The 22,209-nt window shown below is 41.8% G+C and carries 19 protein-coding genes and 2 pseudogenes; 18 read left to right on the plus strand and 3 right to left on the minus strand.

Going from position 1 to position 22,209, the window contains the following annotated elements; genetic code table 11:
- Positions 1–157: 157 nt before the first annotated feature.
- The 5 genes and pseudogenes from HT730_RS10650 to HT730_RS01700 all read left to right on the plus strand — a co-directional run.
- A pseudogene (locus HT730_RS10650) lies at positions 158–661 on the plus strand (KilA-N domain-containing protein); the annotation flags it as partial.
- Positions 615–755 carry a hypothetical protein gene (locus HT730_RS01685; RefSeq protein WP_000899898.1) on the plus strand — a complete coding sequence of 47 codons (141 nt, stop codon included), beginning with the start codon at positions 615–617 and terminating at the stop codon, positions 753–755. The pseudogene HT730_RS10650 and the gene HT730_RS01685, both read left to right, overlap by 47 nt.
- A gap of 15 nt (positions 756–770) precedes the next feature.
- The gene (locus tag HT730_RS01690) at positions 771–1,556 is read left to right on the plus strand and encodes a hypothetical protein (RefSeq protein ID WP_173306604.1); all 786 of its coding nucleotides are present in this window, start codon (positions 771–773) and stop codon (positions 1,554–1,556) included.
- Positions 1,557–1,687: 131 nt separating this feature from the next.
- Positions 1,688–1,948 (plus strand): annotated as a pseudogene (locus tag HT730_RS01695) (recombinase family protein); the annotation flags it as partial.
- Between the two features lie 90 nt (positions 1,949–2,038).
- Positions 2,039–3,652: a ribonuclease Y gene (locus HT730_RS01700; RefSeq protein WP_000404934.1), complete on the plus strand. Its 1,614-nt coding sequence runs from the start codon at positions 2,039–2,041 to the stop codon at positions 3,650–3,652.
- Positions 3,653–3,722: 70 nt separating this feature from the next.
- Here HT730_RS01700 and HT730_RS01705 read toward each other — a convergent pair whose 3' ends face one another.
- The gene (locus tag HT730_RS01705) at positions 3,723–4,535 is read right to left on the minus strand and encodes a DUF4839 domain-containing protein (RefSeq protein WP_173306606.1); all 813 of its coding nucleotides are present in this window, start codon (positions 4,533–4,535) and stop codon (positions 3,723–3,725) included.
- Positions 4,536–4,780: 245 nt separating this feature from the next.
- Between HT730_RS01705 and gmk the strand changes: the two genes are divergently transcribed.
- The 12 genes from gmk (at position 4,781) to HT730_RS01765 (ending at position 17,407) form a co-directional block, all read left to right on the plus strand.
- Positions 4,781–5,407 (plus strand): guanylate kinase, encoded by a 627-nt coding sequence (gmk, locus tag HT730_RS01710; RefSeq protein ID WP_173306607.1) that lies wholly within the window; start codon positions 4,781–4,783, stop codon positions 5,405–5,407.
- Positions 5,408–5,431: 24 nt separating this feature from the next.
- Positions 5,432–5,746, plus strand: coding sequence for a DNA-directed RNA polymerase subunit omega (rpoZ, locus tag HT730_RS01715; RefSeq protein WP_173306608.1), 315 nt, complete (start codon positions 5,432–5,434; stop codon positions 5,744–5,746).
- Positions 5,747–5,811: 65 nt separating this feature from the next.
- Positions 5,812–8,208: a primosomal protein N' gene (locus HT730_RS01720; RefSeq protein ID WP_173306609.1), complete on the plus strand. Its 2,397-nt coding sequence runs from the start codon at positions 5,812–5,814 to the stop codon at positions 8,206–8,208.
- Between the two features lie 12 nt (positions 8,209–8,220).
- Entirely contained in the window at positions 8,221–9,156 is a 936-nt protein-coding gene (gene fmt / locus HT730_RS01725; protein WP_173306610.1) for a methionyl-tRNA formyltransferase, read from the plus strand.
- Entirely contained in the window at positions 9,149–10,462 is a 1,314-nt protein-coding gene (gene rsmB, locus HT730_RS01730) for a 16S rRNA (cytosine(967)-C(5))-methyltransferase RsmB (protein ID WP_173306611.1), read from the plus strand. Before fmt ends, rsmB begins: the two co-directional genes overlap by 8 nt.
- Before the next feature lie 14 nt (positions 10,463–10,476).
- Positions 10,477–11,217 carry a Stp1/IreP family PP2C-type Ser/Thr phosphatase gene (locus HT730_RS01735; RefSeq protein ID WP_000406237.1) on the plus strand — a complete coding sequence of 247 codons (741 nt, stop codon included), beginning with the start codon at positions 10,477–10,479 and terminating at the stop codon, positions 11,215–11,217.
- Positions 11,214–13,115 (plus strand): Stk1 family PASTA domain-containing Ser/Thr kinase, encoded by a 1,902-nt coding sequence (pknB, locus tag HT730_RS01740; protein WP_173306612.1) that lies wholly within the window; start codon positions 11,214–11,216, stop codon positions 13,113–13,115. The genes HT730_RS01735 and pknB overlap by 4 nt, the downstream gene beginning before the upstream one ends.
- A gap of 88 nt (positions 13,116–13,203) precedes the next feature.
- On the plus strand, positions 13,204–13,962 hold the full coding sequence (locus HT730_RS01745) for a threonine/serine exporter family protein (RefSeq protein WP_173306613.1): 759 nt from the start codon (positions 13,204–13,206) through the stop codon (positions 13,960–13,962).
- A gap of 1 nt (position 13,963) precedes the next feature.
- Positions 13,964–14,413, plus strand: a complete 450-nt coding sequence (locus HT730_RS01750) for a threonine/serine exporter family protein (protein WP_119947467.1) — start codon at positions 13,964–13,966, stop codon at positions 14,411–14,413.
- Between the two features lie 168 nt (positions 14,414–14,581).
- The gene (locus HT730_RS01755; RefSeq protein WP_173306635.1) at positions 14,582–14,830 is read left to right on the plus strand and encodes a hypothetical protein; all 249 of its coding nucleotides are present in this window, start codon (positions 14,582–14,584) and stop codon (positions 14,828–14,830) included.
- A 130-nt stretch (positions 14,831–14,960) separates the two neighbouring features.
- A complete protein-coding gene (locus HT730_RS01760) occupies positions 14,961–16,133 on the plus strand; it encodes a hydroxymethylglutaryl-CoA synthase (RefSeq protein ID WP_173306614.1) in 1,173 nt (390 codons plus the stop codon).
- Complete coding sequence (locus HT730_RS01765; RefSeq protein ID WP_173306615.1) at positions 16,133–17,407, plus strand: hydroxymethylglutaryl-CoA reductase, degradative; 1,275 nt, start codon at positions 16,133–16,135, stop codon at positions 17,405–17,407. The genes HT730_RS01760 and HT730_RS01765 overlap by 1 nt, the downstream gene beginning before the upstream one ends.
- Before the next feature lie 36 nt (positions 17,408–17,443).
- On the opposite strand, the gene HT730_RS01770 is transcribed toward HT730_RS01765, so the two are convergent.
- Together HT730_RS01770 and HT730_RS01775 are read right to left on the minus strand one after the other, a co-directional pair.
- Positions 17,444–18,409, minus strand: a complete 966-nt coding sequence (locus HT730_RS01770; protein ID WP_173306616.1) for a LacI family DNA-binding transcriptional regulator — start codon at positions 18,407–18,409, stop codon at positions 17,444–17,446.
- Positions 18,390–19,844, minus strand: coding sequence for a glycoside hydrolase family 32 protein (locus HT730_RS01775; protein ID WP_173306617.1), 1,455 nt, complete (start codon positions 19,842–19,844; stop codon positions 18,390–18,392). The genes HT730_RS01770 and HT730_RS01775 overlap by 20 nt, the downstream gene beginning before the upstream one ends.
- A 379-nt stretch (positions 19,845–20,223) precedes the next feature.
- Here HT730_RS01775 and HT730_RS01780 point away from each other — a divergent pair, with 379 nt between their 5' ends.
- Entirely contained in the window at positions 20,224–22,110 is a 1,887-nt protein-coding gene (locus HT730_RS01780; protein WP_173306618.1) for a sucrose-specific PTS transporter subunit IIBC, read from the plus strand.
- Positions 22,111–22,209: the final 99 nt, after the last annotated feature.

Here is a 22,209-nt window from a genome sequence, read left to right on the forward strand (position 1 = left end):
GTAAATCATAAAAACAGGGGAAGCAAATGTCTAATTTTAAAGAAAAACTACCGATATTCCAGTCGAACGATGTTCAGATTTCAAATGTAGTCAATGCAGTTTGGTCGATTGCGAACACCTTACGTGGAGCTTATCGTTCGGATAAGTATCGAGTGATGTAATTAAAAATTGGATGAGAAGAAAAGATACAATTGAGTTTCTTGGTTTATGGAAAAGCTTAAACAACATGAATTTCAATTCGGTCGAATTCGACCGAATTAAATCGGAAGCTGGATATAATTCATTTACATTGTCTCCTAAGAAATGGGTAGAGAAAACTGGAGCAATCGGAATTATCTCAAAAGGTGGAAGATATGGCGGTGCATTTGCACATACAGATATTGCCTTTGAATTTGCTTCATGTATTTCTGCTGAATTTAAGATGTATGTAATTCAGGATTACAAAAGACTTAAGTCAGATTAAAATTCTAAGATATCATTAGGCTGGAATTTGAATAGAGAAATTTCTAAGATTAACTACAAAATTCATACAGATGCAATCAAAGAATATCTCTTAAAAGATCTTACCAACGAACAGTTGTCTTACAAGTATGTAAGTGAAGCAGATATGATCAATGTTGTTTTATTTAACAAAAGAGCTAAACAGTGGCGTGAAGAAAATAGGAACAATTAGTACAACACTTGTAGTAGTTGCGGGAGTAAGTGCGGGTGTGCTTGGAGGAAAATTTGACTTTAAATTTCCTAAAAAGATTTAATGGAGAATAATAAATATGAAGTTTAAAAATTATCTATTTGATTTATATCCTTATTTTCCCAAAGGTTTTTCATTATATAATAGAAAGGATCCTGATGTATGTAGTAAGGCGTTGTACGATGATTTATGTAAGATGTTTTTTGATGATGATTCAAAAGAAAAACTTAAAATAACATCTGTATGTAATAAATGCCAAAACTTTGGAAATGGAGATTTTTATACTTTATTTATTGATAAGGATAAGTATTTATTATCAAGTGATTATATAGGAGCCTCTATTTATTGGGCACAAAAGGCAGGATTAAATGACAGAATAATTTTAGATCATTTGAGTATTTCAAGAACAATAGGTGGATACATTCTTTTCCCTAGAGGTGGTGGAAAATCAGAAACCGTTAATACAGCTAGAGGTGGAAAACCTAGAATCAAGAATGGAATTTATAAAGGATATTATGATCGTTTTGATTTAACACTATATGCTATAAAAGAATGGTTTGCGGGAAATAATAATTCAAAAATAGATTATGCTATAGAGAATTACCGTGAATGGTTTGAACTATTTTTTGATGATGATAATTGTAAAAATGGATTTGAGAAATTTGTCGAGTTTTTTAAGTTAGAAGGATTTATATATGAGCAAAATAAAATTATAGATTTAATTAAATCAGATTTAGAGAACAATCAGGTTGTCTTTTTAGATAAAGAAGATATTAGGATTGCTAGGAGAGAAGAAGAATATATAAGATATATGAAAAATCTTAATATCATTATTCTAGAAAGAACTAAAAAAATGTTATTATAAAGATTTCAGCACCAGTTAAATAAAATGTGCTTTTTCTTTATCAAAAAAATTAATAAAAGAGCTTACCAAGAGGGATAAATTTTCACTATTAAAGTGTAGGGGAAATTTATCCTTTTTGCTTTTTGGAGGTAGAAGAGAAATCTATTGAATTATCCTATGAATATGTAGATGATGGACATAGTGGTTCTAATTTTGAGCGACCAAATTTTAAGAATATGATTGATGACCTGAATAAAGGAAAGTTTTCTATCATTATGGTAAAAGATTTATCTCGTTTCGGCAGAGATTATATCGAGTCAGGAAAGTACTTACAAAAGATATTTCCTGAAAAAGGTATTCGCTTTATATCTGTAAATGATAACTATGATAGTGATAATGCGGATGTTAGCGATATCCATTTTAGGTTTGTGAAAATCACTTTTTTATGGTAGAATGTAAAAGAATGTATGTCATTCGGAATAACAATAAAATGAGGTAAAAACATGGAAATCATGTCGCTTGCGATTGCTGTTTTTGCCGTCATCATTGGTTTAGTCATTGGATATGTCAGCATCTCAGCCAAGATGAAATCATCTCAGGAAGCTGCGGAGTTGATGCTTTTAAATGCTGAACAAGAAGCAACTAATTTACGTGGACAAGCTGAGCGTGAAGCAGATTTACTTGTTAATGAAGCCAAGCGTGAAAGCAAGTCTCTTAAAAAAGAAGCACTATTGGAGGCCAAAGAAGAAGCCAGAAAATACCGTGAAGAAGTGGACGCTGAATTCAAATCAGAACGTCAAGAACTCAAACAAATCGAAAGTCGTTTGACCGAGAGAGCTACTAGCCTCGACCGTAAGGACGACAATTTGACGAGTAAAGAACAAACACTTGAACAAAAAGAACAAAGTATTTCTGATAGAGCGAAAAACCTTGATGCGCGTGAAGAGCAATTAGAGGAAGTCGAAAGACAAAAAGAAGCAGAGTTAGAGCGTATTGGTGCTCTGTCTCAGGCAGAAGCACGAGATATTATCTTGGCACAGACAGAGGAAAACTTGACCAAGGAGATTGCCAGCCGCATTCGCGAAGCCGAGCAAGAGGTTAAGGAACGTTCTGACAAAATGGCCAAGGACATCCTGGTTCAAGCTATGCAACGTATCGCTGGTGAATATGTAGCGGAGTCAACAAACTCAACAGTTCATCTGCCAGATGATACTATGAAGGGACGCATTATTGGTCGTGAAGGTCGTAACATTCGTACCTTTGAAAGTTTGACAGGGGTCGATGTGATTATCGACGATACACCAGAAGTGGTGACCTTGTCAGGATTTGATCCGATTCGTCGTGAGATTGCTCGTATGACTATGGAAATGTTGCTCAAAGATGGTCGTATCCACCCAGCTCGTATCGAAGAGTTGGTTGAGAAAAACCGTCAAGAGATTGACAATAAGATTCGTGAATACGGTGAGGCTGCTGCCTATGAAATTGGTGCGCCAAACCTTCATCCAGACTTGATGAAGATTATGGGACGTTTGCAGTTCCGTACCTCTTATGGACAAAATGTCTTGCGTCATTCGATTGAGGTTGCTAAGTTGGCTGGTATCATGGCGAGCGAGCTTGGTGAAAATGCAGCTCTTGCCCGTCGTGCAGGTTTCCTTCATGATATTGGGAAAGCTATTGACCGTGAGGTTGAAGGTAGCCACGTTGAAATCGGTATGGAATTGGCACGTAAGTACAAGGAACATCCAGTTGTGGTGAATACGATTGCTAGTCACCACGGCGATGTTGAAGCAGAAAGTGTCATTGCAGTGATTGTCGCTGCAGCAGATGCCTTGAGCGCGGCACGTCCAGGTGCTCGTAGTGAGTCTCTTGAAAGCTACATCAAGCGTCTTCATGATTTGGAAGAAATTGCGAACGGCTTTGAAGGGGTACAAAATAGCTTTGCCCTTCAAGCAGGCCGTGAAATCCGTATCATGGTCAATCCAGGACAAATCAAGGACGACAAAGTCACAATCTTGGCTCACAAAGTTCGTGAGAAAATTGAAAACAATCTCGATTATCCAGGAAATATCAAGGTAACCGTGATTCGCGAGCTTCGTGCAGTAGATTATGCTAAATAATAAAAAACTGAGGTCAGTGCAATCTGACTTCAGTTTTTTTGAATAAATTATTTGAAAATAATTCGTTATATTATCGAGGTGAAATCTCAATTGGGGATATATAGATTAAATCTTGAGTAGTGTTATAATTTCCGATTTTTGCTTTTATATGTATATTCTGCCCTATCTTAATATCGTCACCATTAAATGAATTAAATATAGGGTTTGATATTATAGTAATTTGAGGAATTTTGAAATTAGGACCTGAAGCTTCATCAGGATGATAATCTCCAGAATGTATGAGAACATCATACTTTGATTTTAATTTGGATAGATAGGCAATATTTCCATCGAATTCAATAGTTTGATTTTTATGTTTTTGAACAAAATCTGTTATTGTGTTTGAATCTTCAGTCTGCAATAGTGCTTTAAATTCCTCATTATTTTCAGTCGTGATGACAGCTGATTGGGATGGACTTGTTGACGAGGATTCGGTAGAACTTGATGAGGTACTAGTTGAACTAGAGGAAATAGATGTAGAACTTTGTGATGTAGATGATGCCTCATTTGTTTTTTCGACGGATTTTTCCACAATGGAACTAGTTTCTGTAGATGTGGAAGTTGGAACAGAAGTTGACTTATCTGAGTTTCCTCCAAATAGCACCAACAAAAGAATAATAAATATTACAGCAACACCAATTAAATATGGAATTAGTTTTTTTACCTTCAATTCCAGTGGGCTTAATGGTGTAATTTCAACCTCAGCTTCTTTTTCAAAAAAACCAAATACTCCAGCATTTCCTTCTTCAATAATATTGATTTTAACCTCATTTTTTTTGAGATTGAGTTCATACAAGCCATTTTCAATAGCTTCATCGACATTTTTTCCTTTATAAATTGGCATAAATCTCTCCTTTTATATTAGTAGTTTCATTATCTCTTAAATGGAATAAAAAGGCAAGTCTTTTTTAAAGGGGCTACATTGTATAAATCATAGATTATGCTAAATAAATAAGAAAGAGCAGTTGAAAAATTACTGCTTTTTTGTTACACTAGATAGAAAGACTGTAGAAGGATAGTTTGTGTAAAATGCTACTATCTGAAGGAAAATTTTATTTTATTTTTACAGACTGACTAAAAGGAGATACAATGGCAGACCGAGGCTTACTAATCGTTTTTTCTGGTCCTTCAGGGGTTGGAAAAGGAACGGTTAGAAGAGAGATTTTTGAGAGTTCTGAAAACCAATTTCAATACTCTGTATCGATGACGACGCGCGCACAACGTCCTGGAGAAGTGGATGGTATTGACTATTTCTTCCGTACTCGTGAAGAGTTTGAAGAGCTGATTCGTCAAGGTCAGATGTTGGAATATGCAGAATATGTCGGCAACTACTATGGAACTCCTCTGACCTATGTCAATGAAACCTTGGACAAGGGAATCGATGTTTTCCTTGAAATTGAGGTTCAGGGCGCTCTTCAGGTCAAGAAAAAGGTTCCAGATGCTGTCTTTATCTTCCTGACACCACCAGATTTGGATGAATTGCAAGATCGTTTGGTAGGTCGTGGAACAGATAGTGCAGAAGTGATTGTCCAACGAATCGAAAAAGCCAAGGAAGAAATTGCCCTCATGCGTGAGTATGATTATGCGATTGTCAACGATCAGGTGCCCCTAGCTGCTGAGCGTGTCAAACGTGTGATCGAAGCAGAGCACTTCCGTGTGGATCGTGTCATTGGTCACTATCAGGAGATGTTACCAAAATCTCCAACTACCCGATAAAATTTAGAAAATAGGTACAAGCAAATGATGTTAAAACCCTCTATTGATACCTTGCTCGACAAGGTTCCTTCAAAATATTCACTCGTAATCTTGGAAGCAAAACGTGCCCACGAATTGGAAGCAGGTGCGCCAGCAACTCAAGGTTTCAAATCTGAAAAATCAACTCTTCGCGCTTTAGAAGAAATCGAATCAGGAAACGTTACGATTCACCCAGATCCAGAAGGAAAACGTGAAGCAGTGCGTCGCCGTATCGAAGAAGAAAAACGCCGCAAAGAAGAAGAAGAAAAGAAAATCAAAGAGCAAATCGCTAAAGAAAAAGAAGAAGGTGAAAAAATTTAAGGTTGGGGGGACTCAATCTTATTTTTTCTATTGCAAGAATGTACTGACAAGGAGGAGGTGAGAAGATGGCTATAGCCAAGATTATCGTAGATGTGCCTTTGATGCAGACGGACCAGCCCTATAGTTACAGGATTCCTGAGGAGTTTGAGGGAATGCTGGAAGTTGGGATGCGGGTTCATGTGCCCTTTGGTAAGGGCAATCGCCTGATTCAAGGGATTGTTCTTGGTTTGGAGTCCCAACCAGATGAAGAAGAGATGGAGCAAGATTTAAAAGATATTGCAGAGGTGCTGGATTTTTCTCCTGTTCTCACGCAAGAACAACTCTGGCTGGCTGAGGAGTTACGCAAATCTGTCTTCTCCTATAAAATTTCCATCCTCAAGGCTATGTTGCCGGGATTTCTGAACTCCAGCTATGACAAGATTCTCTATCCTTTGGAAGGTTTGAGTCAGGAAGATCGAGAGCGTCTATTTGGCTCAGAAGATTCGCTTGCCTTTTCTTCTCTGGATTTAGGTAAGCAAGCCGAAATGATGCGTTTGACTAGAAAAGGTCTACTTGGCCTGGAATATCAGGCTGTCGATCAGAAGAAGGTCAAGACCCAGTCTTGGTATGAGGTTGACCTTGTTCAGTTAGAAGGTGTAGAGATTTCTGCACGCGCCAAGAAAAAGTTAGAACTGAGAGACTATCTGCTGTCTCATCCAGAGAGTGATTCCTTGGCTAGTTTGTTAGATTCCTACTCGCGGGAGCAAGTTAACTTCTTTGTGGAACAAGGTGCTGTGACCATAGTCAAAAAGGAAGTGCAACGCTCGGCTGCTTATTTTGAAGGCATTGAGGCAAGTCAGCCTTTGGAGTTGAATCCAGAGCAAAGACAGGCGCGTGATGCGGTTGTCAGTGCTATTGGTAGTCATCAGCCCCCCTTCCTCCTTCAAGGGATTACAGGAAGTGGGAAGACCGAGGTTTACTTACAAATAATCCAAGGAGCTTTGGACAAGGGCAAGACAGCTATTTTGCTGGTGCCTGAGATTTCCCTGACTCCTCAGATGACGGAGCGTTTTATAGCACGTTTTGGTGAGAAAGTGGCTATTCTTCACTCAGGCTTGTCCAATGGTGAAAAGTATGATGAATGGCGCAAGGTAGAACGTGGAGATGCTCAAGTTGTGGTTGGTGCCAGATCTGCCATCTTTGCTCCGCTGAAAAATCTAGGTGTTATGATAATCGATGAGGAGCATGAAGCGACTTATAAGCAGGACAGTAATCCCCGTTACCATGCCAGAGAGGTGGCTATTTTACGGGCCCAATATAATCAAGCGGCATTGGTTCTTGGTTCCGCGACACCGAGCTTAGAGAGCCGGGCGCGTGCTGGCAAAGGCGTCTATCAACACTTGCGTCTGACCCAACGCGCCAATCCTCAGGCCACTATTCCCAAGGTTCAAGTGATTGATTTTCGGGACTATATCGGACAAAACGAGACGTCAAACTTTACGCCCCCTTTGCTAGAAGTCATTCAGGACCGTCTGGCTAAAAAAGAGCAGGTGGTTCTCATGCTCAATCGTCGTGGCTATTCTAGCTTTGTCATGTGTCGGGAGTGTGGGACCGTGGATACTTGTCCCAACTGTGACATTTCCTTGACCTTGCATATGGATACCAAGAACATGAACTGCCATTATTGTGGTTTTTCGAAAGACATTCCTCAGGTCTGTCCTAACTGTAAGAGTCGCAGTATTCGTTACTACGGGACGGGAACCCAGAAGGCTTATGATGAGCTGGCAGAACTCTTTCCGCAGGCCCGCATTTTGCGGATGGATGTGGACACGACTCGTAAGAAAGGTAGTCATCAAGCTCTGCTTGACCAGTTTGGCCGAGGGGAAGCAGATATTTTACTAGGTACTCAGATGATTGCCAAGGGATTGGATTTTCCCAATGTTACTCTAGTTGGAGTTCTCAATGCAGATACAGCCTTGAATCTGCCTGATTTCCGTTCTTCTGAGAGAACCTTCCAACTTTTGACTCAGGTGGCAGGTCGGGCAGGTCGTGCCGAAAAAGCTGGGCAGGTCTTGATACAGTCCTACAATCCTCAGCACTACGCTATTCGATTTGCAAAAGACCAGGACTACGAAGGCTTTTATGCCTATGAAATGGGTATTAGACGACAACTTGGTTATCCACCTTACTATTTCACGATTGGCATTACCCTTTCTCACAAGAAAGAAGAAGAGGTTGTCAAACGTGCTTATGAAGTCATGAATATTTTGCGGTCAGGTTTGTCTGAAACTAGTCACATTCTTGGTCCAACGCCCAAGCCCATTGCCCGTACCCACAACCTCTATCATTACCAGATTTTAATTAAATACCGTTTAGAAGATGAGCTTGGGCCGACCCTCAACCAGGTCTTGGCTCTGACTCAAGAACGGGAAAATAGTGAGCTCCGTCTCAGCATTGACCATGAGCCGCAGCAATTTTTATAAGAAGGAGAAGATATGACAAAATTAATCTTTATGGGGACACCCGACTTTTCAGCAACAGTCTTAAAAGGACTTTTGACAGATGACCGTTACGAAATTCTAGCCGTTGTGACCCAGCCAGACCGTGCTGTCGGCCGTAAAAAAGTGATCCAAGAAACCCCAGTCAAGCAGGCTGCCAAGGAGGCTGGACTTCCTATCTACCAACCTGAAAAATTATCTGGAAGTCCAGAAATGGAAGCGATTATGAAACTAGGAGCGGATGGAATTGTGACTGCTGCATTTGGGCAGTTTCTTCCAAGTAAACTACTTGATAGCATGGATTTTGCGGTCAATGTCCACGCCTCCCTCCTTCCTAAACACCGTGGTGGTGCGCCTATCCATTATGCCTTGATTCAAGGGGATGAGGAAGCTGGTGTGACCATTATGGAAATGGTTAAGGAAATGGATGCAGGGGATATGATTTCTCGTCGCAGTATTCCTATCACAGATGAGGACAATGTTGGAACCTTGTTTGAGAAATTAGCTCTTGTTGGTCGCGATTTGCTTTTGGATACTTTACCTGCCTACATTGCTGGTGACATCAAACCTGAACCACAGGATCCGAGTCAGGTTACCTTCTCGCCAAATATTAAGACAGAGGAAGAAAAACTGGACTGGAACAAAACTAATCGTCAACTCTTCAACCAGATCCGTGGCATGAACCCCTGGCCTGTTGCCCATACTTTCCTTAAGGGCGACCGCTTTAAGATTTATGAAGCTCTACCAGTAGAAGGTCAGGGAAATCCAGGAGAAATCCTCTCTATCGGCAAGAAAGAATTGATTGTCGCAACGGCTGAAGGGGCTTTATCCCTCAAACAAGTGCAACCAGCTGGTAAGCCTAAGATGGACATTGCTTCCTTCCTCAACGGAGTTGGACGTACATTGACTGTAGGAGAACGATTTGGTGACTAAAGTAGAAACGGCTAGAAATTTAGCCCTAGCAGTATTAGAGGATGTTTTTATCAATCAAGCATACTCAAATATCGCCTTAAATAAGCATCTCAAGGGAAGTCAACTTTCGGCAGCAGACAAGGGCTTGGTGACCGAGCTAGTCTATGGAACGGTAGCCCGTAAACTGACTCTGGAATGGTACCTATCCCACTTTATCGAGGACAGAGACCAGTTAGACAGCTGGCTTTATGTCCTACTTCTCATGAGTGCCTACCAGCTCCGCTATTTGGACAAAATTCCAGACCATGCTGTGGTCAATGAAGCAGTAGAATTGGCCAAAGTCCGTAAAAAAGGCAGTGAAAAATTGGTCAACGCCGTCCTTCGTCGTATTCTACGTGAAGGCTGGCCAGATATCACCAGCATCAAACGAAAAAACAAGCGTGACTCCATTGCCTATTCTCTTCCGGTTTGGTTGGTGTCTAAACTTAAGGAAGAATACGGAGAGGAGCGAGCACAGGCTATTTTTGAAAGTCTCTTGGTGCGAAACAAGGCCAGTATTCGTGTAACAGACCTAAGTCGAAAAGAGGAAATCCAAGCCTTGTTGGAGGCGAATAATTCCCTTTTAGCAACCACTGGTCTGGTTAAGGAGCAAGGGAATTTTGCAGGGCATAATTTATTTGCGGATGGAGCCATTACCATCCAAGACGAGTCCAGTCAGCTGGTTGCTCCGACGCTTGATTTACAAGGTGATGAACGAGTGCTTGATGCCTGTGCGGCTCCGGGTGGGAAAACAGCCCATATAGCCTCTTATCTTACGACAGGTCAGGTTACTGCTCTGGACTTGTATGACCACAAGTTGGACTTGATTCAAGAAAATGCCCAACGTCTGGGAGTTGCAGATCGGGTTCAAAGGCAAAAATTGGATGCCAGAAAGGTACATGAGTTTTTTGGTCAGGATTCATTTGATAAGATTTTGGTGGATGCTCCCTGTTCAGGAATCGGTCTTTTGCGCCGAAAACCAGACATCAAATACAATAAAGAAACGGCAGATTTCGCGTCCTTACAGGAAATTCAGCTAGAAATATTAGGTAGTGTTTGTCAAACACTAGGCAAAGGTGGTATAATAACGTATAGTACCTGTACTATTGTCTCAGAGGAGAATTTTCAAGTCGTTGAGGCGTTTTTAGAAAGTCATCCTGAGTTTGAGCAGGTAAGACTAGAACATGAATGTAAGGATATCATGAAAGATGGCTGTATCCTCATTACACCTGAACTGTATGGAAGTGATGGATTCTTCATCAGTCAATTTCGCAAGATATCGGATTAGGAAGGAACTGACACATGGAAATTTCATTATTAACAGATGTTGGTCAGAAACGAACAAATAACCAAGACTATGTCAACCACTATGTCAATAGAGCTGGACGTACCATGATTATTTTAGCTGATGGGATGGGAGGTCATCGCGCAGGGAATATCGCTAGTGAAATGGCGGTAACAGACCTAGGTATAGCTTGGGTTGATACCCAAATCGATACAGTCAATGAAGTGCGTGAATGGTTCGCCCATTACCTAGAAATTGAAAATCAAAAGATTCACCAGCTTGGTCAGGATGAAGCTTACAGAGGCATGGGAACTACTTTGGAAGTCCTTGCTATTATTGATAATCAGGCTATCTATGCTCATATTGGTGATTCGCGTATCGGCTTGATTCGTGGAGAAGAATACCATCAGTTAACGAGCGACCATTCCTTGGTCAATGAATTGCTCAAGGCTGGTCAATTGACACCAGAAGAGGCAGAAGCTCATCCGCAAAAAAATATTATCACCCAGTCTATTGGGCAAAAAGATGAAATTCAGCCTGATTTTGGGACAGTGATCCTTGAGTCAGGTGACTATCTCTTGCTCAATAGTGACGGCTTGACCAACATGATTTCAGGCAGTGAGATTCGTGATATTGTAACCAGTGATATTCCTTTGGCAGATAAAACGGAGACACTTGTTCGTTTTGCTAACAATGCAGGAGGTTTAGACAACATTACGGTTGCCCTTGTTTCTATGAACGAGGAGGATGCAGAATGATCCAAATCGGCAAGATTTTTGCCGGACGCTATCGGATTGTCAAACAAATTGGTCGAGGAGGCATGGCGGATGTCTACTTGGCCAAAGATTTGATTCTGGACGGGGAAGAAGTGGCAGTGAAGGTTCTGAGAACCAACTACCAGACAGACCCGATAGCTGTGGCTCGTTTTCAGCGTGAAGCGAGAGCTATGGCAGATTTAGACCATCCTCATATCGTTCGGATAACAGATATTGGCGAGGAAGACGGTCAACAGTACCTAGCTATGGAGTATGTGGCTGGACTTGACCTTAAACGCTATATCAAGGAACATTATCCTCTTTCTAATGAAGAAGCCGTCCGTATCATGGGACAAATCCTCCTAGCCATGCGTTTGGCCCATACCAGAGGAATTGTTCACAGGGACTTGAAACCTCAAAACATCCTCTTGACACCAGATGGGACTGTCAAGGTTACAGACTTTGGGATTGCAGTAGCCTTTGCTGAGACGAGTCTGACTCAGACTAACTCGATGCTGGGTTCAGTTCATTACTTGTCACCAGAGCAGGCGCGTGGTTCGAAGGCGACTGTACAAAGTGATATCTATGCAATGGGGATTATTTTCTATGAGATGCTGACAGGCCATATCCCTTATGATGGGGATAGTGCAGTGACCATCGCCCTCCAGCATTTCCAAAAACCACTGCCGTCCGTTATTGCTGAGAATCCATCTGTGCCCCAGGCTTTGGAGAATGTTGTTATCAAGGCAACTGCTAAAAAATTGACAGATCGCTATAAATCAGTTGCTGAAATGTATGTAGATTTGTCTAGTAGTTTGTCTTATAATCGTCGTAATGAACCAAAACTGGTCTTTGACGATGCGACTAAGGCGGACACCAAGACTCTACCAAAAGTATCCCAGAGCACCTTGACTTCGATTCCTAAGGTTCAAGCGCAGACAGAACACAAACCAATCAAAAAAACAAGCCAGGCTGTGACAGAGGAAACTTACCAACCACAAGCACCGAAAAAACGTAGATTTAAGATGCGTTACCTGATTTTTTTGGCTAGCCTTGTATTGGTGGCAGCCTCTCTGATTTGGATCTTATCCAGAACTGCTGCAACCATTGCCATTCCAGATGTGGCAGGTCAGACAGTTGCGGAGGCCAAGGAAACCCTCAAGAAAGCCAATTTTGAGATTGGCGAGGAGAAGACAGAGGCTAGTGAAAAGGTGGAAGAGGGGCGGATTATCCGTACAGATCCTGGCGCTGGAACTGGTCGAAAAGAAGGAACGAAAATCAATTTGGTTGTCTCATCAGGCAAGCAATCTTTCCAATTGAGTAACTATATCGGCCGTAAATCGACAGATGTTATCGCAGAACTCAAGCAGAAGAAGGTTCCTGAAAATCTCATCAAGATTGAAGAAGAGGAATCAAGTGAGAGCGAAGCAGGAACCGTTCTCAGACAGAGTCCAGTTGCCGGAACAACCTATGATTTGAGCAAGGCCTCAACGATTACCTTAACCGTTGCTAAGAAAGTAACCAGCGTTGCTATGCCAAGTTATATAGGATCTAGTCTCGAATTTACTAAAAATAATCTCGTTCAAATTGTCGGTATTAAAGAAGCCAATATTGAAGTTGTAGAAGTGTCGACAGCTCCCGCTGGAACTGCTGAAGGTACAGTCGTTGAACAGAGTCCAAAAGCAGGTGAAAAGGTTGATTTGACTAAGACGCGTGTCAAGATTTCAATCTACAAACCAAAAACACCGCCGTCAACGTCATCATCAGCACCAGCCCAACGTGGAAACCAAGGTTCTACTACAACACCAAGTCAGGGGAACCAACAAGGAAATCAACGAGAGAATGCACCTGGTCCTACTCAATCAAGTAGTGAAGGCAACCACGAAAATTCTCGTGATTAAATGAATCTTTGTCATGATTTCATGGCAAAGATTTTTTTTGAGTCCAGATTTGTGATAGAATAGAAAGAGTTGATAAAAGGAGGAAAGCATGGAAGAGTCAAAAGAATTAAACGCTGTTATCGATGTGATTATGCTAGCAGGAACCATTCTCCTTAAAAGTGGTTCAGAGATTCATCGTGTAGAAGATACCATGATTCGTATTGCGCATTCGCAGGGGATTGTGGATTGCAATGTTCTTGCCATGCCTGCTGCTATCTTTTTCTCCATTGAAAACACCAATATTTCGCGCATGAAGCGAGTGACCTCCTCTTCTTATAACATCGAAAAAGTCTGCGATGTCAACCAGATTTCTCGTCAGCTGGTTGGGGGGCAGATTGATTTAGAGACGGCCTTCAAGCAATTGACGGCTTTACAAGCTCAACCCCTTCCTTATACCAAGTTGCAGGTGACTATGGCTGCGACATTTAGTGCCCCTTTCTTCTCAATTATGTTTAGTGGAAATATCTACGATGCAATCGGGGCAGGAGTGGCGACCTTATTTGGTTTTGCCTTTTCCCTCTATGTGGAGAAGTTTATCCGAATTCCCTTTGTGACAGCCTTTGCTGGAGCCTTTGTCTTTGGGATGATTGCCCAGTTTTGGGCTCGCTACACAGGCTTTCCTTCAACAGCAGATTTGATTATAGCTGGTGCGGTCATGCCGTTTGTTCCAGGAATTGCCTTGACCAATGCGGTTCGTGATATTATGACCAACCACATAAACTCTGGTATGAGCAAGATGTTTGAATCCCTGCTCATTACCCTTGCTTTAGGGGCAGGAACTTCTGTCGCCTTGGTATTGATGAACTAATATGACACTAACAACCTTTTTATTACAAGCAGTAGCAAGTCTTCTTGCTATTATCACTTTTCTAATCGTACTCAATGTGCAACGCTCTATGCTCTTACCAGGAGGAATTTTGGGCATGGCTGTCTGGCTAGTCTATCTCTTGCTCAAGGAACCGACCAATGTTATTGTGGCTACCTTTATTGCCGCCATAATAGGTTCTTGTGTCAGCCAGATTTTAAGTATTCTTTATAAGACTCCTGCTGTAGTCTTTATCTTAGCAATCTTGGCACCCTTGGTTCCGGGTTACCTCTCCTATCGGACAACTGCCTTTTTTGTGACAGGGGACTATAATAAAGCGCTGGCAAGTGCGACCTTGGTTGTCATGCTGGCTTTGGTAATCTCTATTGGAATGGCTAGTGGGACAGTGATTCTCAGACTGTATCATTATATAAAAACACATCGAGTATCGTAGACTTTACAACTTTGCAGAAATAAAAGAATTTTCTGAAAAATGAGATAAATATAGTGACAAGGCTTTCTATGTATGCTATTCTATATATAGAAAGGAGGAAAAATCATGAAAAAATCACTATTTTCCTTATTGTCTGTAAGTCTACTGACCTTGTTGGTTATCCCAGTCATGGTGTCTAGTTCAGGCTCAGAATTTCAAAGTAGATGGCAAGAGCATCAGTTGATTGCCGAAAAGGTTAGTAAAACACTTGACAAGACATTTGATAAGGATGTCAGAGAAATTCCGACCAGTCAGTTTTATCAAGAATTTGTAGATGAGATGGGAAGGACTTACTCAGGAGATTTGATCCTCCAGGAACTGATAACTGAGAATGGGGCTTATAAAGCTACTTATATCGGTGAACTCTATAGCAACTAATCATTCTTTAAAATTATGACCAATAAGAGGCTTGATTTGGTGAATCAAGTCTTTTTTCTCTCTTTTACTGCCATTTGTGATAAAATAGTACTGAACGATTTTTTACATGAATGATAAAACAGAGGTAAATATGACAATCGGTATTGATAAGATTGGTTTTGCGACCAGTCAATATGTCTTGAAGTTACAAGACTTAGCAGAAGCGAGGGAAATTGACCCTGAAAAATTAAGTAAAGGACTCTTACTCGAGGAATTGAGTATTGCGCCCCTAACTGAGGACATTGTGACCTTGGCGGCCAGCGCAAGTGACTCTATTTTAACTGAGCAAGAAAGATCAGAAATTGACATGGTCATTGTGGCGACCGAGTCAGGAATTGATCAGAGTAAGGCTGCGGCCGTCTTTGTGCATGGCTTGCTGGGCATTCAGCCCTTTGCTCGTAGTTTCGAAATCAAAGAAGCCTGCTATGGAGCGACAGCTGCCCTTCATTATGCCAAATTGCATGTGGAAAATTCTCCACAGTCCAAGGTCTTGGTCATTGCCAGTGATATTGCCAAATATGGTATTGAAACTCCAGGAGAACCAACTCAAGGTGCCGGCAGTGTGGCCATGTTGATTACACAAAATCCGCGCATGATGGCCTTTAATAATGACAATGTGGCTCAGACCCGTGACATCATGGATTTCTGGCGACCAAATTACTCAACAACCCCTTATGTAAATGGTGTTTATTCTACCCAGCAATACTTGGATAGTTTGAAAACGACTTGGCTTGAATACCAAAAACGCTACCAGCTTACTTTGGATGATTTTGCGGCGGTTTGCTTCCACTTGCCTTACCCTAAATTAGCGCTAAAAGGCTTGAAAAAAATCATGGATAAGAACTTGCCTCAGGAGAAAAAAGACCTCTTGCAAAAGCACTTTGACCAGTCTATTCTCTACAGTCAGAAGGTGGGGAATATCTACACAGGATCCCTCTTCCTTGGGCTTCTGTCTCTCTTGGAAAATACAGATAGCTTGAAGGCTGGGGATAAAATTGCCCTTTATAGTTACGGAAGTGGGGCTGTGGCTGAGTTCTTTAGTGGTGAATTGGTTGAAGGATATGAAGCTTATCTGGATAAAGACCGTTTGAATAAGCTCAACCAACGAACTGCCCTGTCCGTTGCAGACTATGAAAAGGTCTTCTTTGAGGAAGTAGACTTGGATGAAACAAACTCTGCCCAGTTTGCTGGCTATGAAAATCAAGATTTTGCCTTGGTTGAAATTCTCGACCACCAACGCCGTTATAGCAAGGTTGAAAAATAATGAAGATAAGTTGGAATGGATTTTCTAAAAAATCATACCATGAGCGCCTTGAGTTGTTGCAAGCTCAGGCACTCCTTAGTCCTGAGAGACAAGGGAGTTTGGAGCAGGATGAACAGATGAGTGTGACTGTGGCAGACCAGCTGAGTGAGAATGTAGTGGGAACTTTTTCTCTACCTTATTCGCTGGTCCCAGAGGTTCTCGTTAACGGTCAGGAATACACAGTTCCCTATGTGACAGAAGAACCGTCGGTGGTTGCTGCGGCCAGCTATGCCAGTAAAATCATCAAGCGAGCAGGTGGCTTTACTGCTCAGGTTCATGAGCGTCAGATGATTGGGCAGGTTGCCCTTTATCAAGTTGATGATCCAGATCTAGCGCAAGAGAAGATTTCCAGCAAGAAGGCTGAGCTCTTAGAACTTGCCAATCAAGCCTATCCTTCTATCGTTAAACGTGGAGGTGGGGCGCGTGATCTGCATGTAGAACAGATTAAAGGCGAAACAGACTTTCTTGTTGTTTATTTCCATGTCGATACCCAAGAAGCTATGGGAGCTAATATGCTCAATACCATGCTGGAAGCCTTGAAACCAGTCTTAGAAGAACTCAGCCAGGGACAGAGTCTCATGGGAATCCTATCTAATTACGCGACCGATTCTTTGGTGACTGCAAGTTGTCGTATCGCCTTTCGCTACTTGAGCCGCCAAAAGGATCAAGGACGAGAAATTGCGGAGAAAATAGCTTTGGCTAGTCAGTTTGCGCAGGCTGATCCTTATCGAGCCGCTACTCATAATAAAGGGATTTTTAATGGTATTGATGCTATTTTGATTGCTACTGGTAATGACTGGCGTGCCATTGAGGCTGGAGCCCATGCCTTTGCTAGTCGAGATGGACACTATCAAGGTCTTAGTCAATGGACGCTGGACCTTGATAGAGAAGAATTAGTTGGTGAGATGACCCTGCCCATGCCTGTAGCAACCAAGGGTGGCTCTATTGGTCTCAACCCTCGTGTAGCCCTCAGTCATGAACTACTGGGAAATCCTTCTGCCAAAGAATTAGCCCAGCTTATCGTTTCTATCGGACTTGCCCAAAACTTTGCTGCCCTCAAAGCCTTGGTGAGTACAGGAATCCAGCAAGGTCACATGAAATTGCAGGCCAAATCCTTGGCTCTCCTAGCAGGTGCTAGTGAGTCCGAGGTAGCTCCCCTAGTCGAGCGCCTCATCGCAGATAAAACCTTTAACCTAGAGACAGCCCAGCGCTACCTAGAAAATTTAAGATCATAAAAAACTCAGACGAATTCGGTCTGAGTTTTCTTGTGTTTAAATACTTTTTCCTGGTAAAAGAGTGACTGGTAAGAAGTAACCAGTTGTCGCAACTTCCTTGCCTTCAATCTTTTGTAAGAGAAGATCAACAGTGAGACAAGCAATCTCTTCCAAGGGTTGCTTAATAGTAGCCAGTTGAGGATAGTAATTCTCGATAAAGTAGGTCCCATCATAGCCGATGACCTTGAGCTCTTCAGGGACATAAATGCCCAGCTCCTGAGCGATTTTAATGACTAGAATAGCAGTTAAGTCATCTGAAGCAAAGATGGCATCTGGTTTTTGACGGGTCAAGATATTCTTGATTTCCATTTCCTTTCTGACTGGAGAAAAATCACTGGAAACATTGATAATAGGAGCTTTTGGGAGTACGGATGCAAAACCAGCGTGGCGCAGTCCGGTTGGTGAGTTAGAATTGTCATTCCCTGTAATCATGATGATAGACTGGGCACCTGTCTTAACCAAGGTCTGGGCGGCTAGGACCCCACCAGCATAGTTGTCAGAGGAAACGACAGGAATGTCTGGTGACAGGTTGCGGTCAAAGGAAATAATCGGCGCTGTCACACGATTGTAGTCTTCGATTCCTAGGTTGTGGCTACCCGAAATGATGCCGTCCACCTGATTGGCTTCCAACATTTCGATGTATTCGCGTTCCTTCTCAGAATCGTGCTCACTGTTGCAGATGATGGTCTTGTAACCATTTTTGAAGAGTTGGTGTTCCAGTTTATCAATCAATTCTGCATAGAAAACGTTGGAAATATTGGGGAAAATCAAGCCGATTAACTTAGCTGATTTTCCTTGCAGACTACGAGCCAGGTTGTTGGGTTTATAGCCCAATTCTCGCATGGCTTCATTGACCTTTTGAATGGTTTTTTCAGATAGATACCCTTTTTTATTGATAACCCGAGAAACGGTAGTAGGGCTGACGCCTGCAAGTTTGGCGACATCAGTTAGTTTTGCGACCATAATCTAATTCATAGTAAGTTCCAGTTGGGTTTCCAGATTTGATCAGGATCCCATTTTGGTCCGCATGTGGGAAGACACGACCAGAAAATACTTTTTCTCCTTTATTGATGAAAATTTCAAAGACAGAGTTATCGATGAAGATTGTAGCAGTAGTAGCCTGATTATCGATTGGGCAAGAACGAGTTGTCCCAAATTCTTGAGCATACTGTTCACCAGCCTGGCTACGATCCACTGTCACTTGACCATTTACAAGGTCAAAGTTGATTGCAAGTCCCTTGCCTTCTTTGTCAGCAAGTAAGACAATCTCGCTCTGGCTATTAGCTTCCAAGTTGAGCTCGAGTTCGTAGGTGTTATTGGTTTGAGCACGGTTTGAGAAGACTTCTTCAGAAGCACGAAGGTCCTTGATAGCTGCGACTGGGTATTGGTAGAGTTTGCCGTCTTTGATAGTCAGTTCTTTGACCAATGAGAAGGTTCCTTGGTGGTCAAAACGGTCAGATGGGTAAGAAACATCTGGCAAACCAAGCCAGCTAACTGCTAGAGCACGTCCATCAGGAGCGTTGAAGGCTTGAGTTGCATAGGCTTCGAAACCATAATCCATGTTTTGAAGTTGAGATACATCTACCATTTTGGCGTTTTCAGGGTCAAAGGAAGCCCCAATTTTGTACATATTTGGATAGATATTGTCGTAGTCTAGAACTTTCTTATCCAATCCTTGTGGGCAGTAGAGAAGGACAGGTTGCTCTCCTACAAAGACTAGATTTGGGCATTCCATCATGTAGGCAGTGCGGTCGTTAGCAAAGTCAAGGTCGCCAACTGCTTGCCAGTTTGTGTAGTCGTTGTCCACAGCCTTGTAGAGACGGACGAAGCCTTTTTTCTCCAAGTCCTGTCCTCCGACGATAGCATAATATTGACCTTTAAAGTTAAAAATTTGCGGATCGCGGAAGTGGTCAGTAGAGTCTGCTGGCTGGTCAATCAAGATCTTGTCAATCTTCGTAATCTTGCCATCCTTATCCATCAAAGCACCGATCTGGTAAGGGTGACGGATCCAGTTTTCATCACGGACATTTCCTGTATAGAATAGGAATAAGTTATCGCCAAACTGCATGGCAGAACCAGAGTAGGCACCGTGGCTATCTAATGGAGTATCAGGCAAAACTTTGACTCCAGTTTCTGTGAAATGAACCAAGTTCTCACTTTCCAATTGAACCCAAGATTTCAAACCGTGGGCTGCACCAAAAGGAAAGTTCTGATAAAAAACAATCCACTTTCCATCAAAGTAAGAAAAGCCATTTGGGTCGTTAAGAAGTCCTGTTTTTGGCTCAACATGATAATGAGTATGCCATGGAGATTGTGCCATATTTTCTTTAATATTCTTAATTTCTTCTTGCGTCCAATCTTGATAAAGTCTGTAACGACGCTCAGTTGTCCATTCCATTCTTCTATTCCTCCAAAAATCTTATCACTTTTAATAGTAACCGTTTTCGGAAAAAAAAGCAAGACTTTTATGTTAAAAAAGAGAAAAAACTGTCAAACGTTTATCATAAAATAAATGCAGGAAATCAATCAAATTTTCACAAAAATATGAAAGAGAATGAAATAAAACCCTTTTAACCAAGATTTTAAACTTATTTTTTTAAGGAACACCTGATAAAACAGTTAAAATCAATCAATCTAAAGCGAGCAAACTAAGTGGATAGAATATTTTTTCTGCAAAACGCTTGACATATTTCTAAAACATGATAAAATAATAGTCGTAGGGCGAATAAAATCGCTTTCAAACAAGAACAAAATTTTATATAAGGAGATTTTTGCAAATGAACAATCAGGAAATTGCAAAAAAAGTCATCGATGCCTTGGGTGGACGTGAAAATGTCAACAGTGTAGCTCACTGTGCGACTCGTCTTCGTGTCATGGTCAAAGATGAAGGAAAAATCAATAAAGAAGTGATTGAGAACTTGGAAAAAGTTCAAGGTGCTTTCTTTAACTCAGGTCAATACCAAATCATCTTTGGTACTGGTACAGTAAACAAAATGTACGATGAAGTTGTTGCACTTGGTTTACCAACATCATCTAAAGATGACATGAAAGCAGAAGCTGCTAAACAAGGGAACTGGTTCCAACGTGCTATCCGTACTTTCGGTGACGTTTTCGTTCCAATCATCCCAGTTATCGTAGCGACAGGTCTCTTCATGGGTGTGCGTGGTCTTTTCATTGCTCTTGAAATGCCACTTCCAGGAGACTTTGCAACTTACACACAAATCTTGACAGATACAGCCTTCATCATCTTGCCAGGTTTGGTTGTTTGGTCAACCTTCCGTGTATTCGGTGGTAACCCTGCCGTTGGTATCGTTCTTGGTATGATGCTTGTTTCTGGCTCACTTCCAAACGCTTGGGCAGTTGCTTCAGGTGGTGAAGTAACAGCTATGAACTTCTTTGGTTTCATCCCTGTTGTTGGTTTGCAAGGTTCCGTTCTTCCAGCCTTCATCATCGGGGTTGTCGGAGCTAAATTTGAAAAAGCTGTCCGCAAGGTCGTTCCAGATGTCATTGACCTCTTGGTAACACCATTTGTGACACTTTTGGTCATGTCTATCCTTGGACTCTTTGTCATCGGACCAGTCTTCCACATTGTTGAAAACTATATCCTTATTGGTACAAAAGCAATTCTTGGCTTGCCACTTGGTCTTGGTGGTTTCTTGATTGGTGGGGTTCACCAATTGATCGTCGTGTCAGGTGTGCACCACATCTTCAACTTGCTTGAAGTGCAATTGCTTGCTGCTGACCATGCTAACCCATTCAACGCTATCATCACTGCGGCTATGACAGCTCAAGGTGCTGCGACTGTTGCGGTTGGTGTTAAAACTAAAAATCCAAAACTGAAAACACTTGCTTTCCCAGCTGCTCTTTCTGCCTTCCTCGGTATTACAGAGCCTGCTATCTTCGGGGTGAACTTGCGCTTCCGTAAACCATTCTTCCTCTCATTGATTGCTGGTGCAATCGGTGGTGGATTGGCTTCTATCCTTGGACTTGCTGGTAATGGTAGTGGTATCACCATCATCCCTGGTACAATGCTTTATGTTGGTAACGGACAACTTGCCCAATACCTTCTTATGGTAGCTGTATCATTTGCACTTGGTTTTGCTCTTACTTACATGTTTGGTTATGAGGATGAAAAAGAAGTTGCTACTGAAGTAGCGACAGAACGTTTGGTCCAAGAAGAAACAACTGGTAACATTCCAGCAGCTCTTCAAAATGAAACACTTGTAACTCCTATCGTTGGTGACGTTGTAGCTCTTGCTGATGTCAATGACCCAGTCTTCTCAAGTGGAGCTATGGGACAAGGTATCGCTGTGAAACCTAGCCAAGGTGTGGTCTATGCACCAGCTGATGCGGAAGTTTCAATCGCCTTTCCAACAGGACACGCTTTTGGTTTGAAAACAACTGATGGTGCTGAAGTCTTAATCCACGTTGGTATCGACACTGTAACAATGAACGGTGAAGGTTTTGAAGCAAAAGTTGCTCAAGGTGACAAGGTGAAAGCAGGAGATGTTCTTGGAACATTTGACTCAAACAAAATCGCTGCAGCTGGACTTGATGATACAACAATGGTTATCGTTACAAACACAGCTAACTACGCTTCAGTAGCTCCAGTCGCAACAGGCTCAGTTGCGAAGGGGGATGCTGTGATCGAAGTGAAAATCTAATCAATCCTCTCTAATGCGAAAACGAACAAATGACATGTTTGTTCGTTTTTGCTTGAATGGTAAGATTTACAGAGGAAAATCTAAAAAATAGAGAAATTT

Origin of the sequence: Streptococcus sp. k-628, assembly GCF_013277475.1 — a bacterium.
Classification (GTDB): domain Bacteria; phylum Bacillota; class Bacilli; order Lactobacillales; family Streptococcaceae; genus Streptococcus.